A 13,121-nucleotide genomic window follows, 5' to 3' on the forward strand; every position below is an offset into this window, starting at 1 on the left:
TCGGGATCACCGCTCCCCGCCCGGGAGCAGCGCGACGACCTCCCAGCCGCCCTCCGGGCGCGGGCCCGCGCGCAGCCGCCCGCCGAGCGCGCCGACCCGCTCCGCCAGCCCGGTCAGCCCGAACCCGCCGGACGGCAGCATCCGGCCGCGGCCCCGCCCGTCGTCCCGCACCGCCACCTCCAGGTCGCGGCCGACCCGCGCGAGCGTGACCCGGACGGTCGCGGCGTCGGCGGCGTGCTTGCGGATGTTGGTCAGCGCCTCCTGCACGACGCGGTGCGCGGACGCCGCCACCTCGGGCGGGAGCGCGCCGAGGTCGGGCGCGAGCGTCAGCGTCGCCGGCGGGTGGGTGAACCCGGCGACGAGATCCTGGAGCTGCGCGAGGTCGCCGACGGGACGGGTCGTCGCGCCGCCGTCGCCGACGGCCTCGCCGTCCGGGGCGTTGACGTGCTGCGCGTCCCGCAGCAGGCCGACCATGCGGCGCATCGAGGTCAGCGCCTCGGTGCCGGCCTTCTCGATCCCGCCGAACATCTCGTCGAGCTCGTCCGGCGACTGCCCCGCTCCCGCCTGGGCCGCGAACCGCGCCGCCTGCGCCTGGACGACGATGCCCGTCACATGGTGGGCGACGAAGTCGTGCAGGTCGCGGGCCAGCTCCAGCCGCTCGTCCCGGCGCGCCGCCGCGAGGGACCGGGACCGGCGCGCGTCCAGCGCCCGCAGGTAGAGGCCGGTGCCGAGGGCGATCGACACGGTGACGCCGAGCGGCGCGGTGAACAGCGCCGCGGTGAACACCGACCAGCGCAGCGGCGTCGCGAGGATCGCCGCGCCGAGCAGGAACGCCGCCGGGACGAGCTGCTCGCGGCGCGCCTTCCACATGACCCGCGCGACGACGATCAGCAGCCCGCCGATCTCCGCGAACACGCTCGGGGTACTGAAGTCCGGCCGGACCGCCGTCCCGAGGTAGAGGGTCGTGAACGCCGACAGCGTCCCCGCCGCGACGGCCCACGGGACGAGCCGCCCGGAGATCGCCGCGACGTTCGCGACGGCCGCGACGACCACCATCCACAGGGCGGGCGTGTCGTGGAGGGCGTAGGCCAGGCAGAGCAGCAGGTACAGGCCGGCGAATCCCGCGTAGGCGATGCGCACCACGCAGCCGCCCACCGAGTGGATGCGGTCCAGCCGTGCCCCTAGGTCGCTCACGTTCACGCAGCGTACGACCAGTGGCGGACTGCCGGATCGACCGTTCGGCCGATCCCGCGCCGCCCGGACCGGACCCGCGTCCGATGTGGCGGGACGGCCGTGCGGCGCAGGCTGGAGGCATGTACCTGATCTACGTTCCCCTCGCCGCCGCGTTCGCCGCCTTCGTGGTCTACGGCGGCCTCGTGATGCCGGCCATGGAGATCATCGAGTCCCTGCGCGACCGCCGCCGCTCCCGCGCGCCCGACAACGTGGTGGAGCTCCGCCCGGCCGAGGAGCGGCGGGCGGCGTGACGGAGGAGGTCCTCACCGGCCGCGGCCTGGTGAAGCGGTTCGGCGCGGCCGTCGCGCTGGACGGCGTCGACCTGGCCGTGGGCCGCGCCGAGGCCGTCGCGATCATGGGCCCGTCCGGCTCGGGGAAGTCGACGCTGCTGCACTGCCTCGCCGGGATCATGAAGCCGGACGCGGGCGAGGCGCACCTGCTCGGGCAGCGGATCGACACCCTCGGCGAACGGCGCCGCAGCATGCTGCGCCGCACCCGGTTCGGCTTCGTGTTCCAGTTCGGGCAGCTGCTCCCCGAGCTGCCCGCCGTGGAGAACGCCGCGCTGCCGCTGATGCTGAACGGCACGCCCCGCCGCGAGGCGGTGCGGGCGGCGCGCACCTGGTTCCGGCCGCTCGGCCTGGACGGGCTGGAGCAGCGGCGTCCGGGCGAGCTGTCCGGCGGCCAGGCGCAGCGGATCGCGATCGCCCGGGCGCTCGTCACCGGCCCCGCCGTCGTGTTCGCGGACGAGCCGACCGGCGCGCTCGACCAGGCGACCGGCCACGAGACGATGCGGCTGCTCACCGACGCCACTAGGCACAACGGCGCCTCGCTGGTCGTCGTCACGCACGACCCGTCCGTGGCGGCCTGGTGCGACCGGGTCACCGAGGTCCGGGACGGCCGCGTCCTGCGGAGGACGGTCTGATGCGCACGGCGGTGGAGCTGTCCTGGCGGCTGCTGCGCGGCGGCGGCCGGCGTGCGCTGCTGGGCTCGCTCCTGACCCTGGCCGCCGTGGCCGTCTCGACCGGGCTGCTGCTGTTCGCGGTGGGCGCCGATCACGCGTTCCTGCAGCGCGCCCATGGCGACGCGTGGCGGCATCCAGGTTCGCCGGTCGCCAACCCGGCGGCAATAGAGGCGATGTCGACCGACTACGTGCAGGGCAGGCCGATCACGGTCGTCGAGTTGGCCGCGCTCAACGGCGATGCCCCGAGACCTCCGGGAATGCCGCGCTTCCCGAAGCCCGGCGAGACCTGGACGTCGCCGGCGCTCGCCCGCCTCATGGAGGACCTGCCCGCCGACCGGCTCGCCCGGCGGTTCCCGCCGCGCGCCGGCACGCTGGGCCGGGCCGCCCTCGTCCACCCCGGCGAACTCGTCGCCGTGGTCGGGCGCGGCGCCGGCGATCCCGTCATGACCGCGCCCCGGGGCCGCGACGAGCGCCTCGGGACGACCGGCGGGCCGTCCCGCATCGCCCGGTACGAGACCGGCGCGTCCTGGTCGGCGGGGATCTACCTGGCGCTCGCCGGGCTGGCGTCGGTGCTGATGGCCATCCCGCTGCTGGTGTTCGGCGGCGCGGCGGCGCGCCTCACCGTGGCGCGCCGCGACGGCCGGCTCGCCGCGCTCCGGCTGGTCGGCGCGACCCCGGGGCAGGTCGTCGCGATCACCACGGCGGAGGCGGTGCTGACGGCCGCCGCCGGCGCGGTCGCGGGCCTGCTGCTGTACGCGGCGATGATCCCGATGCTCATCCGGATCACGATCGCGGGCGGCGGCTGGTTCGCCGCCGACCTGTGGCCGGGCTTCCCCGCGGTTGCCGCCGTCCTCGCCGCGGTGCCCGTCCTCGTCGGCGGCAGCGCCGTCGCGGGCCTGCGCCGGGTCGTCGTCAGCCCGCTCGGCGTCGCGCGCCGCGAGACCCCGCCCGGCCTGCGGGCCGTCCGGATCGCCGCGCTGCTCGCCGTCGTGATCGCGTTCGCGGCGGTCGGCGGCGGGCTGATCGACATGGGCCGGACGGGCCTGATCGTCCTGCTGGTCTTCCTGGTGCTCGCCTTCCTCTCGATCAACTTCGCCGGGCCGTGGGTGGTGGCGCTGATCGGCCGCCTGACCGTCGCGGCCGCGCGCCGGCCGGCCCGGCTGCTGGCCGGACGCCGCCTCGTGGACGATCCGCGCTCGGCCTGGCGGACGGTCGCCGGCATCGCGCTCACCGGGTTCGTCGCCGGCTTCCTCGCCCTGCTGAACGCGTCGCCGTCCACGTCCGGCCGCGCGGACGAACTGCGGCTGAGCGTCCCGTACGCGAACTCAGCGGCCGTCGCCGACCGGGCGAGGCGGCGCCTCGCCGGCTTGGACGCCGGTGTCTCCGTGGAAAAGGTCGAGACGAGGAACGATCTACCGGCCGCCGGCGACCCCGCCGGCACGACCGGCATCGTGACGATCACCGTTTCCGGCGGGACGGCCGCTCTCGACCGCGCCCGCACGGCGCTGACCGGCCTCGTCCCCGGCGAGGTCGCCACCACCGCGGCGGACGACGACGTGATGGGCGGCAGGCTCGTCACGGACCTGCGAACCGGTGCGCTCACGGTCCTCGCCGTCTCCTTCCTGATCGCCGTCACCAGTGCGGGCATCACGGGCGCGTCCGCCGTCCTGGACCGGCGGCAGACCTACGCGATGCTGCGGCTGGCCGGCGCTCCGCTGTCCGTCCTCGACCGGGCCAGGAGGCAGGAGACGCTGATACCGCTCGTCGTCATGGGCGGCGGCTCGCTCCTCACGGGGCTGCTCTTCGGCCTGCCGTTCGCGCGGGGCTTCGGATTCTTCGGCCTGGCGGGGCTCGCCGCGTTCGTCGTCCTCGGCTTCGGCGGCGTTCTCGGGGCGAGCGCGCTCAGCCGTCCGCTGCTCAGGTCGGTCACCGCGGACCCCGCACCCCGTCCCGACTAGTCGAACGGACATTCGAAAATGTCAGAGGCGCCCCCTAGCGTTGTCCATGTGACTTGGGCGACTCCTGGGAACAGGCGTCGAACCTGGTGGCTTGTAATGACGTACTTGGGGTATGTGACAACCGGTGGCACCCGCACAGGAGCGGCCCACCGGGGTTAAAGGAAGGGGTGTTGGCATGAGCGCAGCGACCGACACGTTCCATCTCTCCCACCCGCGGCTCGACGGGCCCGCTGAGCGGACCGTCGTGGAGCCGTGGCTCACCGGGCTTTCGCACGCGTCGCTGAACGCCTACGCCGAGACCGCGCCCGCGCTGGCGCCGGTCGAGGCCCTGCCCGTGCGGCAGCGGCCCGCCCGCCGGCGCATCGCCGTGGCAGCCTGACAGACCGGCGAGAAGGGGATCGGGGTCCTGCCTCGATTCCCTTTTCTCATGCCCGTGCGTCTCATATATTGATACATAGTTCTCAAAGTATGAGAAGCCGTCGTACGGTGGGATCACCGACGCAGAGAGGTGATCCCGATGCCGGCCTACACCCACGGCCACCATGAGACCGTCCTGAGTTCGCACCAGTGGCGGACGGCCGAGAACTCCGCCGCCTACCTGATCGAGCACCTGCGGCCGGGGCACGCCGTCCTGGACGTCGGCTGCGGCCCCGGCACGATCACCGCCGGCCTGGCCGGACGCGTCGCGCCGGGCCGGGTCGTCGCCGCCGACTCCGCCGAGACCGTCCTGGACGAGGCCCGCAAGAGCACCGCCGCCCTGGACAACGTCGAGTTCGCCGTCGCCGACGTCCACGCCCTGGACTTCCCCGACGCCACCTTCGACGTCGTCCACGCCCACCAGGTGCTGCAGCACGTCACGGACCCCGTCCAGGCGCTGCGCGAGATGCGCCGCGTCGCCAAGCCCGGCGGGATCGTCGCCGCCCGCGACGCCGACTTCGGGACCATGATCTGGTATCCGGAGCCGCCCGCCATGGCCCCCTGGCTGCCGGTCTACTACCGGGTGGCCCGCGGCAACGGCGGCGAGCCCGACGCCGGCCGCCGCCTGGTCTCCTGGGCCCGCGCCGCCGGCTTCACCGACGTCGCCGCGTCCGCCTCCGCCTGGTGCTACGCCACCCCGGAGGAACGTGAATGGTGGAGCGAGTCCTGGGGCGGCCGCCTGATCAGATCATCCGTCGCCGACCAGGCCGTGGCGGGCGGGCATGCGACGCGCGAAGAACTGCGGCAGATCTATGCGGGCTGGAAGGAGTGGGCCGCCGCCGAAGACGGCTGGTACTCGGTGACCCACGGCGAAATCCTGTGCCGCGCCTGACGAGGGACGATTCCATGGCTAAGGTGGCGTTCCTTCCTAGCCCGCGGAGATTCCGTGCCATCGCCCTTCGACACGACAGCACCCAACATCGCCCGTATCTATGACGCGATGCTCGGCGGCAAGGACAATTTCGCCGCCGACCGGGAGGCGGCCGACCGGCTGACCGAGCTGGAACCGCTCTCGCCCCTGTACGCGCGGGAGCACCGCCGGTACATCGGGCGGGCCGTGCGCTTGATGGCCGGGTACGGCGTACGCCAGTTCCTCGATATCGGCACGGGCCTGCCCACCATGGACAACGTCCACCAGATCGCCCAGCGGCACGCGCCGGGCTCGCGCGTGGTCTACGTCGACAACGACGCGAACGTCTGCGCGCACGCCCGCGCGCTGCTGGCGGACGATCCGGGGGCCGTCGCTGTGGTCGAGGAGGACCTGCGCCGCCCGGAGCGGATCCTCGCCCACCCCGCCACCCGGCGGCTGATCGATTTCAGCGCGCCGCTCGGCATTCTGGTCACCGGTATTCTGCATTTCGTCCCGGACGCCGATGGCCCGTTCCGGTCACTCGGGATTCTGGCCGAGGCGCTGCCCTCCGGAAGCTATCTGGCCATTTCTCACATTACGGACGAAGTCGTGCGGGAGTCGCGGCCGTCCGACAACAAGTCCGGCATGGAGGTGTTCGCGAGGAGCAACGCCCCCATGCATTGCCGCACCCGCGCCGACATCGCCCGCTTCCTGACCGGCCTGGAAATTCACAAACCGGGCATTGTGTGCATTTCGGAATGGCGGGCGCGGGGCCCGTCCCTCATCCGGGACGATCTGCGCGACGTGTGGCTGGCGGCCGTGGCCCGCAAGCCCTGATCAGCGCGCCCCGGCCGTCATGGGGAGTGAAGTGAAGCCGCGGACGTAGGCCGTGTGCGGGCGGCGGGCCGCGGACGGGTCGAGGTCGAAGCCGGTGAGGCGGGCCACCATCTCCTCCAGGACGACCCGCGCCTCCAGCCGGGCCAGGGACGCGCCGAGGCAGTAGTGCGGGCCGCTGCCGAACGTGACCATCTGGGAGGTGTCCCGGTCGAGGTCGTACTCCTCGGGGCGGTCGAAGACGCGCGGGTCGCGGTTGGCCGCGCCGGGGAGCAGGACGATCCGGGCTCCGGCGGGCAGCGGGACGCCGTGCAGTTCGATGTCCTCGGTGAGCGTCCGCAGCTGGAGCGGGGCGGCGGTGTCGTAGCGCAGCGTCTCCTCGATCCAGTCGGGGATCCGGCCCGCGAACGCCTTGGCCCGCTGCGCGGGGTGGCGCCACGCCCAGTACCAGGCGTTGCCGATGAGGTTGGTCGTGGTCTCGTTGCCCGCGCCGGCCAGCAGGTGCAGGAACGCGATGATCTCGTCGTCGGTCAGCGGCTCCTCGTCCACGGCGGCGTCCAGCAGCGCGGACGCGAGGTCGTCGCGCCGCCGGCGGCGCCGGTCGGCGACGATCTCCGCGAAGTGCCCGACCAGCTCCAGCAGGGCCGCGATGCCCTCCGGGCCGATCTCGTGCGTCCCCGGTTCGCGGTGCAGCGCGGTGTCCGCCAGGCGGCGGATCTCGGCGCGGTCCGAGACGGGGACGCCTACCAGTTCGGCGATGACGTCGGTGGGCACGCGTGCGGCGATCCCGGTGACGAGATCGAACTCGCCGAGCTCCAGGGCCGCCTCGACATGCTGCCGGGCGATCACGCGGATGCGCGGCTCCAGCTCCGCGATCCGCCGGGGGGTGAACGCGCGCGACACCAGCCTGCGCATCCGCGTATGCCGGGGCGGGTCCATCGCGATGAACGACAGGGCCTCCTGCGCCTGCGGCCCCCAGGAGCGGCGCTCCAGCAGCGGCCCGTTCGCGCTGGAGAACCGGGCCGCGTCGCGGAAGGCCGCCACGACGTCGGCGTGGCGCGACAGGGCCCAGAAGTCCAGTTCCTCGTTGCGGTAGACGGGCGCCTCGTCCCGCAGCCGCGCGTACACCGGGTACGGGTCCGCGTCGACCTGATGGAAGTCGTACGGATTGAACTCCACGCCCACCGCCGGGCCTCCCTGCCGCGTCCCTGCCCTGTCCCGCCGTGCCCGGTCCCCGCCGTGCCGACGATCCGTCCCCAGCTTCGCCCGGATGGTCCCGCGATGACAGACCAAGATCGGCTGGGGCCGGAAGCGGCCACTTACCGCGCGGCTAGAAGGGGTCGGTCAGTTCGCCCAGCTTGTCGGTCAGCCGCAGGTTGTGGGAGTAGTCGACGGGGACGGTGACGACGGAGACGGCGTCCTCGGCCAGGGCCTTGCGGAGGGTGGGGAGCAGCTCGTCGGCGCTGTCCACGCGGTAGCCGCGGGCGCCGAAGCTCTCCGCGTACTTCACGAAGTCGGGATTGCCGAACCTGATGTTGGAGCTCGCGCCGAGGTCGAGGTCCATCTTCCACCCGATCAGGCCGTAGGCGGAGTCGTCCCAGATCAGGACGGTGATCGGGATGTTCTCGCGGACGGCCGTCTCCAGTTCCTGGCTGTTCATCAGGAACGCGCCGTCGCCCGTCGCGGCGAGGACGGCGCGGTCGGGACGCGCGAGCTTCGCGGCGATCGCGCCCGGCACGGAGAAGCCCATGGACGACAGGCCGTTGGAGACGATCAGCGTGTTCGGCTCGTAGGTCGGATACATGCGGGCCATCCACATCTTCACCGCGCCGGTGTCGGCGAGGACGATGTCGCTGCGCCCCATGGCGGCGCGGATGTCGGCGACGATGCGGCGAGGCGAGAGCGGATGCCCGTCCTCGGTGGCGCCCTCGGCGAGCTCCTCGCGCAGCATCTCGCGGATCCGGCGCCCCGTCGGGCGGAGCTCGTCCGTTGATTGGTGGTGGGTGGGGGCTGGAGGACGGTCGGTTCCGTCGACGTCGAAGCGGCGGTGGACGGAGCCCGCGAGCGCCTGCAGGGTCCGCGAGATGTCGCCCTGGACGCCGACCGCGACCGGGTAGTGGTCGTCGACCTCCGCGGGGAACTGGTGGATGTGGATGATCTCCTTGTCCGCCGCCGGGTTGATCTTGACGGGGTCGAACTCCTGCAGCTCGTACCCGACGGTGATCAGGACGTCCGCCTCGTCGAAACCGAAGTTGACGTAGTCGTGCCGCATGAAGCCGACGGCGCCGAGGGCGTTGCGGTGGTCGTCGGGGAAGACGCCCTTGCCGTTGAACGTGGTCGCGACCGGCAGGCCGAGCCGCTCGGAGAAGGAGATCAGCGCGTCGCTCGCGCCCGCGCGGGTCGCGCCGTGCCCGGCGAGGACGATCGGCCGCCGGGCGAGGGCGAGCACGTCGGCGGCGCGGGCGATCTGGGACGGCGACGGCTCCTGCGTCCGGACGATGTTCAGCGGCAGCGGCGCGAGGTCGGGGGAGACCTTCGCCGACTCGACGTCCTCCGGAATGGCCAGGTAGACGGCGCCGGGACGTTCGGTCTGCGCGGTCTTGAACGCCTTGCGCACCATCTCGGGCAGCGCCTCGGCGCGCGGCGCCAGCTCCGACCACTTGGTGATCGGGCGGAACAGCGAGACGAGGTCGATGACCTGGTGCGACTCCTTGTAGATGCGGTCGAGGCCGACCTGCGCGGAGATCGCGACGACGGGCGTGCTGTTGGTGGTGGCGTCGGCGACGCCGAGCTGCAGGTTGATCGCGCCGGGGCCGAGCGTCGCGGACGCCACGCCGGCGCGGCCGGTGAGGCGGCCGTAGATCTCGGCCATGAACGCCGCGCCCTGCTCGTGCCGGACGAGGATGTAGCGGATCGGGGAGTCGTTCAGGGCATGGACGAAATGGATGTTCTCCTCGCCCGGGATCCCGAAGACGTACTCGACGCCCTCCGCCTCAAGGGTCCTGACGAGCAGGCGGGCGGCGTCTTGCTGCGTGGACATCGTGTGTCCCATCTCCAGTCGCGTATCTCTGGGTGCCTTTGGTGCAGCACCCGGAGCGGTACCCCGATTCCTCGCCGCGATGTGGAGTCGATCTCAGTTGGCCGACCATGAACCGCGGGGTTCTCAGGAGTCGGCGAGATCCTTGATGGCGCGGAGGGTCGGTTCGTCCCTCACTCCGGCGATCAGCAGGGTGGTGACGGGGCTGTCGCGCCACAGCTGGAGCCGCTCCTTGATCCGGCCGATCGGGCCGAGCAGGGAGATCGCGTCGGCCAGCCCGTCCGGGACCGCCTTGATCGCTTCGTCGCGGCGGCCGGACAGGAACAGCTCCTGGACGCGCTCGGCCTGCTCCGCGTAGCCGAGCCGGCCGATCAGGTCGAGGTGGAAGTTGCGGTCCTTGGCGCCCATCCCGCCGATGTAGAAGGCGAGCGGGATCTTGGCGAACTCCAGCGCGGACGCGAGGTCGTCGGTGACGATCGTGGTGACGGTCGCGGCGATCTCGAAGCCGTCCGGGCGGTTCGCGAGCGATGCGCCGAAGACCTGGTCGATCTGCTCCGGGTCGACGAACAGCGGCAGCCAGCCCTGCGCGACCTCGGTCGACAGCGCGACGTTCTTCGGGCCCTCCGCGCCGAGGTAGACGGGGATGTCGGGCCGGACGGGGTGGGCGATCGACTTGAGCGGCTTGCCGAGGCCCGCCCCGCCGGGGTAGGGGAGCGGGTAGTGCGGGCCCTCGCTGGTCACCGGGGCCTCGCGGCGCCACACCTGCCGGACGATGTCGAGGTACTCGCGGGTGCGGGCGAGCGGCTTCGGGAACGGCTGCCCGTACCAGCCCTCGACGACCTGGGGGCCGGACGCGCCGAGCCCCAGGATCACCCGCCCGCCGGACAGCGCGTCCAGGGTGAGCGCGTGCATGGCGGTGGCCGCCGGGGTGCGCGCCGACAGCTGGACGACGGCGGTGCCGAGTTTGATCCGGGACGTGCGAGCGGCGTACCAGGTCAGCGGGGTGAACGCGTCCGAGCCGTACGCCTCGGCGGTGAACACCGAGTCGTAGCCGCAGCGCTCGGCGGCCAGCACCGTCTCGGTCTGGTCGTCGGGGTCGCGCTGCCAGTAGCCGACGTTGATGCCGAGCTTGAGTTCCGCGGTCACGTTGCACCCTCCGGTTGTCGACGACGGCGATACTAGAACACGTTCTAGTTTCCCGGAAGGGGCGGGCCGGGCACGACCGGGGGCCGCGGCGTGGTCCGCCGCGGCCCCCGCTCGCCGCTAACTCTCCTTGATGGCGTCCAGCAGGCCCTGCCAGGCGGACGGCGTCAGCACCAGCGCCGGCCCGGCGGGGTCCTTGGAGTCGCGGACCGCATGGAGGTCGCTGGACAGGGGTGCCACCTCGACGCACTGGTCGCCGCTTCCGCTGCGGGACGACTTGCGCCATATGGCACCGGTGAGTTCGCGCTGCAGGTTGGTCACAGGCTGCTCCTTGCTGCCTCGGCGATGAGGTGCGCGGAATCCTCGGGGGACAGGGCGGCCGCCTCGATCCGATCGAAGCGGTCCCTATGTTTTGCTATTGCCTCTGCACTCTCAAGGTAAACGTCACCCATGGTGCCCTCTACGTAGGCGATATCGGGGTCTGCGGGGTCGGGATACGACAATATGGTGAAACGTCCGTCAAGGCCCGCATGCGCCGCTGCTGTATATGGAAGTACCTGGATCGCTACGGATGGGCGGTTCCTCGCGGCGTCCGCGAGGGCCTCCAGTTGGCCGCGCATCACGTCCGCGCCGCCGATCGGGCGGTGCAGCACCGCCTCGTCGAAGATGACGTGCAGCCGCGGCGCGTCCGTGCGGTCCAGCAGCGCCTGCCTGATCTTCCGGGCGGCGATGCGCCGCTCGATGTCCTCCTGGGCGGGCAGCAGCCGGCCCGCCGTGATCACGGCGCGGGAGTACGGCTCGGTCTGCAGCAGCCCGTGGACGAGCTGGGGGTCCCAGGTGCGGATGTGGGACGCCTCGTCCTCCAGCGCGACGTAGCTGCCGGCGAAGACGTCCTGGTAGGCCGTCCACCAGCCGCGCTGGCCGGCCTGCCGGGCGAGGGTGATGAGCGCGTCGCGGTCCGGGCTGGGGACGCCGTAGAGATCGAGGATGTCGGCGATGTCGCCGGGCTTCGGGCGGGTCTGGCTGGTCTCGAGGCGGGAGACGGTGGCTCGCGACCAGTCCAGCCGGTCCGCCACCTCCTGCAGGGTCAGGCCCTGCTCCTCGCGCAGTTTGCGGAGCTCCCGGGCTAGGCGGCGGCCACGGACGGTGGGGCGGTAGGTCATGGGAGTGGAGTCTTGCGACTCTTGACGCGCGTCACAACGAGATTGACGAACCCCGCAGGAAGGGCTGGGGAATTCCGCGAAGACGGTTGCGATCGTGAGAATCTCACGAGAGTCTTGGATGCGTGACCGTCTGAGGACCCACAGTGACGGGTGGGCGGTCGCGACCGGGCACGTAGACCGCGGGAGGACCCGTGAAGAGCACGCCGGCCGACACCACGGCGGACACCATGTCCGACGCCTTGACCATCCCCGCCCCCCTGTCCGACGCGAAAGTACTGTCCGACGCGAAAGTACTGTCCGGCGCGGAGGTACTGTCCGGCGCGGAGGTACTGTCCGGCGCGGAGGTACTGTCCGGCGCGGAGGTGCCGCCCGCACGGGACGCCGGCCTCCCCGAGGCCGACGGCGTGCCCGGATGGGTGTGGGCGCTGCCGGGCGGCCCCGGCTGCGCCGGCCACGCCCGCCGCGTCCTGCGCGACGCGCTCGCCTCGCTCGGCGCGCCGCCGGACGCGATCACCGACGCGCAGCTCATGGTGAGCGAGCTGGCGACCAACGCCCACCAGCACGCGGGCGAGCACGGCCCGCACGAGCTGTGGCTCTACCGCGGCGACGGGCCGGCCCGCGAGGTCCGCTGCGCGGTCTTCGACGCGTTCGCCGACGCCGCGCTGCCCGGCTACTCGTGGACGTCCGGCGACTGCGGGCGCGGGCTCAGCATCGTCCGGGAGCTGTCCGGCGGGTCCTGGGGGCTGCGGCGCACGCTCTCCCGGCTCGGCCCGCCCGTCCGCGGCAAGGCCGTCTGGTTCGCCGTCCCCGGCGCCCGGCCCTGAGCGCCGGCGCTCGCCGCGGCCCCGGGCGCTAGCCCTGTTCCAGAGCCGGGCCGATGTCGCTGACCAGCGCCAGCAGCGACCGGGCGAGCAGTGTGTGCACCTGCCCGCGGTCGAGCGTCTTCTCCTGCAGCCACTGCCGCGTCGCCGCGTCCACCAGCCCGGTGTAGACGCGCAGGACGGCCCGCAGCGTCTCGCTCGGCTCCGGTACCCGCAGGACGGCCAGCATGTGCTTGACCGCCTCGTCCTTGAACCGGTTGACGATCCGCAGGAGCTCCGGGTCCTGCCCGAAGCCCTCGGCGTCCAGCGCCGCGAACCAGGTCGTGGCGTTCTGGTCGGCGGTGTCCAGGAACAGGTCGACCAGCAGCTCGACGGACTCGGGCAGCGTCAGCCGGTCGTCCGGCGGCGGGACCTGCATCGCGGCGGACGCCGTCAGCCCGTGGACGACCTTGAGGAACAGCTCCCGCTTCGTCCCGAAGTAGTAGTGGATCAGGCCGCGCTGCACGCCGGTCTCGCGGGCGATCGCGGCCGTGGACACCTCGGAGTACGGCAGCTCCGTGAACATCCGCCGGGCGACGTCCAGGATCTGGGCACGCCGTTCGTCCGGGGACAGGCGCTGGTAGCTCACCGCGACAGCCTATTCT

General features: G+C 72.7%; 14 protein-coding genes. 7 read left to right on the forward strand and 7 right to left on the reverse strand.

Features of this window, described 5'->3' with window-relative positions:
- Positions 1-6 precede the first annotated feature (6 nt).
- Positions 7-1,194 (reverse strand): sensor histidine kinase, encoded by a 1,188-nt coding sequence (locus tag AL2_RS16715; protein WP_067634962.1) that lies wholly within the window; start codon positions 1,192-1,194, stop codon positions 7-9.
- 119 nt (positions 1,195-1,313) lie between these two features.
- On the opposite strand from AL2_RS16715, the gene AL2_RS37510 reads away from it, so the two are divergent.
- The 6 genes from AL2_RS37510 to AL2_RS16740 all read left to right on the forward strand — a co-directional run bounded on the left by AL2_RS37510 (position 1,314) and on the right by AL2_RS16740 (position 6,316).
- Entirely contained in the window at positions 1,314-1,484 is a 171-nt protein-coding gene (locus AL2_RS37510) for a hypothetical protein (protein WP_157438199.1), read from the forward strand.
- Positions 1,481-2,155, forward strand: coding sequence for an ABC transporter ATP-binding protein (locus AL2_RS16720; protein ID WP_067634774.1), 675 nt, complete (start codon positions 1,481-1,483; stop codon positions 2,153-2,155). Before AL2_RS37510 ends, AL2_RS16720 begins: the two co-directional genes overlap by 4 nt.
- Entirely contained in the window at positions 2,155-4,152 is a 1,998-nt protein-coding gene (locus AL2_RS16725) for an FtsX-like permease family protein (RefSeq protein ID WP_067634775.1), read from the forward strand. The genes AL2_RS16720 and AL2_RS16725 overlap by 1 nt, the downstream gene beginning before the upstream one ends.
- A 175-nt stretch (positions 4,153-4,327) precedes the next feature.
- Complete coding sequence (locus AL2_RS16730; RefSeq protein WP_067634776.1) at positions 4,328-4,531, forward strand: hypothetical protein; 204 nt, start codon at positions 4,328-4,330, stop codon at positions 4,529-4,531.
- A gap of 138 nt (positions 4,532-4,669) precedes the next feature.
- Positions 4,670-5,461, forward strand: a complete 792-nt coding sequence (locus AL2_RS16735; protein ID WP_067634963.1) for a methyltransferase domain-containing protein — start codon at positions 4,670-4,672, stop codon at positions 5,459-5,461.
- Between the two features lie 54 nt (positions 5,462-5,515).
- Positions 5,516-6,316, forward strand: a complete 801-nt coding sequence (locus AL2_RS16740; RefSeq protein WP_067634777.1) for an SAM-dependent methyltransferase — start codon at positions 5,516-5,518, stop codon at positions 6,314-6,316.
- Here AL2_RS16740 and AL2_RS16745 read toward each other — a convergent pair whose 3' ends face one another.
- The 5 genes from AL2_RS16745 to AL2_RS16765 all read right to left on the reverse strand — a co-directional run bounded on the left by AL2_RS16745 (position 6,317) and on the right by AL2_RS16765 (position 11,656).
- Positions 6,317-7,492, reverse strand: coding sequence for a cytochrome P450 (locus AL2_RS16745; RefSeq protein WP_245666689.1), 1,176 nt, complete (start codon positions 7,490-7,492; stop codon positions 6,317-6,319).
- 151 nt (positions 7,493-7,643) lie between these two features.
- Positions 7,644-9,353 carry an acetolactate synthase large subunit gene (locus tag AL2_RS16750; RefSeq protein WP_067634779.1) on the reverse strand — a complete coding sequence of 570 codons (1,710 nt, stop codon included), beginning with the start codon at positions 9,351-9,353 and terminating at the stop codon, positions 7,644-7,646.
- 123 nt (positions 9,354-9,476) lie between these two features.
- Entirely contained in the window at positions 9,477-10,496 is a 1,020-nt protein-coding gene (locus AL2_RS16755; protein WP_067634780.1) for an LLM class F420-dependent oxidoreductase, read from the reverse strand.
- Between the two features lie 117 nt (positions 10,497-10,613).
- Positions 10,614-10,814 (reverse strand): DUF397 domain-containing protein, encoded by a 201-nt coding sequence (locus AL2_RS16760; protein WP_067634781.1) that lies wholly within the window; start codon positions 10,812-10,814, stop codon positions 10,614-10,616.
- On the reverse strand, positions 10,811-11,656 hold the full coding sequence (locus AL2_RS16765; protein WP_067634782.1) for a helix-turn-helix domain-containing protein: 846 nt from the start codon (positions 11,654-11,656) through the stop codon (positions 10,811-10,813). The genes AL2_RS16760 and AL2_RS16765 overlap by 4 nt, the downstream gene beginning before the upstream one ends.
- Positions 11,657-11,847: 191 nt before the next feature.
- On the opposite strand from AL2_RS16765, the gene AL2_RS16770 reads away from it, so the two are divergent.
- Positions 11,848-12,480, forward strand: a complete 633-nt coding sequence (locus AL2_RS16770; protein ID WP_067634783.1) for an ATP-binding protein — start codon at positions 11,848-11,850, stop codon at positions 12,478-12,480.
- A 28-nt stretch (positions 12,481-12,508) separates the two neighbouring features.
- Here AL2_RS16770 and AL2_RS16775 read toward each other — a convergent pair whose 3' ends face one another.
- A complete protein-coding gene (locus tag AL2_RS16775) occupies positions 12,509-13,105 on the reverse strand; it encodes a TetR/AcrR family transcriptional regulator (RefSeq protein ID WP_067634784.1) in 597 nt (198 codons plus the stop codon).
- Positions 13,106-13,121 lie beyond the last annotated feature (16 nt).

This window comes from Actinomadura latina NBRC 106108, assembly GCF_001552195.1.
GTDB classification, from domain to species: Bacteria; Actinomycetota; Actinomycetes; order Streptosporangiales; family Streptosporangiaceae; genus Spirillospora; species Spirillospora latina.

What these genes read in the sequence shown, in the direction of transcription:
- AL2_RS37510 (WP_157438199.1), top strand. Translation starts at nt 1,314, where the DNA reads ATGTACCTGATCTACGTTCCCCTCGCCGCCGCGTTCGCCGCCTTCGTG.
- AL2_RS16725 (WP_067634775.1), top strand. Translation starts at nt 2,155, where the DNA reads ATGCGCACGGCGGTGGAGCTGTCCTGGCGGCTGCTGCGCGGCGGCGGC.
- AL2_RS16730 (WP_067634776.1), top strand. Translation starts at nt 4,328, where the DNA reads ATGAGCGCAGCGACCGACACGTTCCATCTCTCCCACCCGCGGCTCGAC.
- AL2_RS16735 (WP_067634963.1), top strand. Translation starts at nt 4,670, where the DNA reads ATGCCGGCCTACACCCACGGCCACCATGAGACCGTCCTGAGTTCGCAC.
- AL2_RS16750 (WP_067634779.1), bottom strand. Translation starts at nt 9,353, where the DNA reads ATGTCCACGCAGCAAGACGCCGCCCGCCTGCTCGTCAGGACCCTTGAG.
- AL2_RS16765 (WP_067634782.1), bottom strand. Translation starts at nt 11,656, where the DNA reads ATGACCTACCGCCCCACCGTCCGTGGCCGCCGCCTAGCCCGGGAGCTC.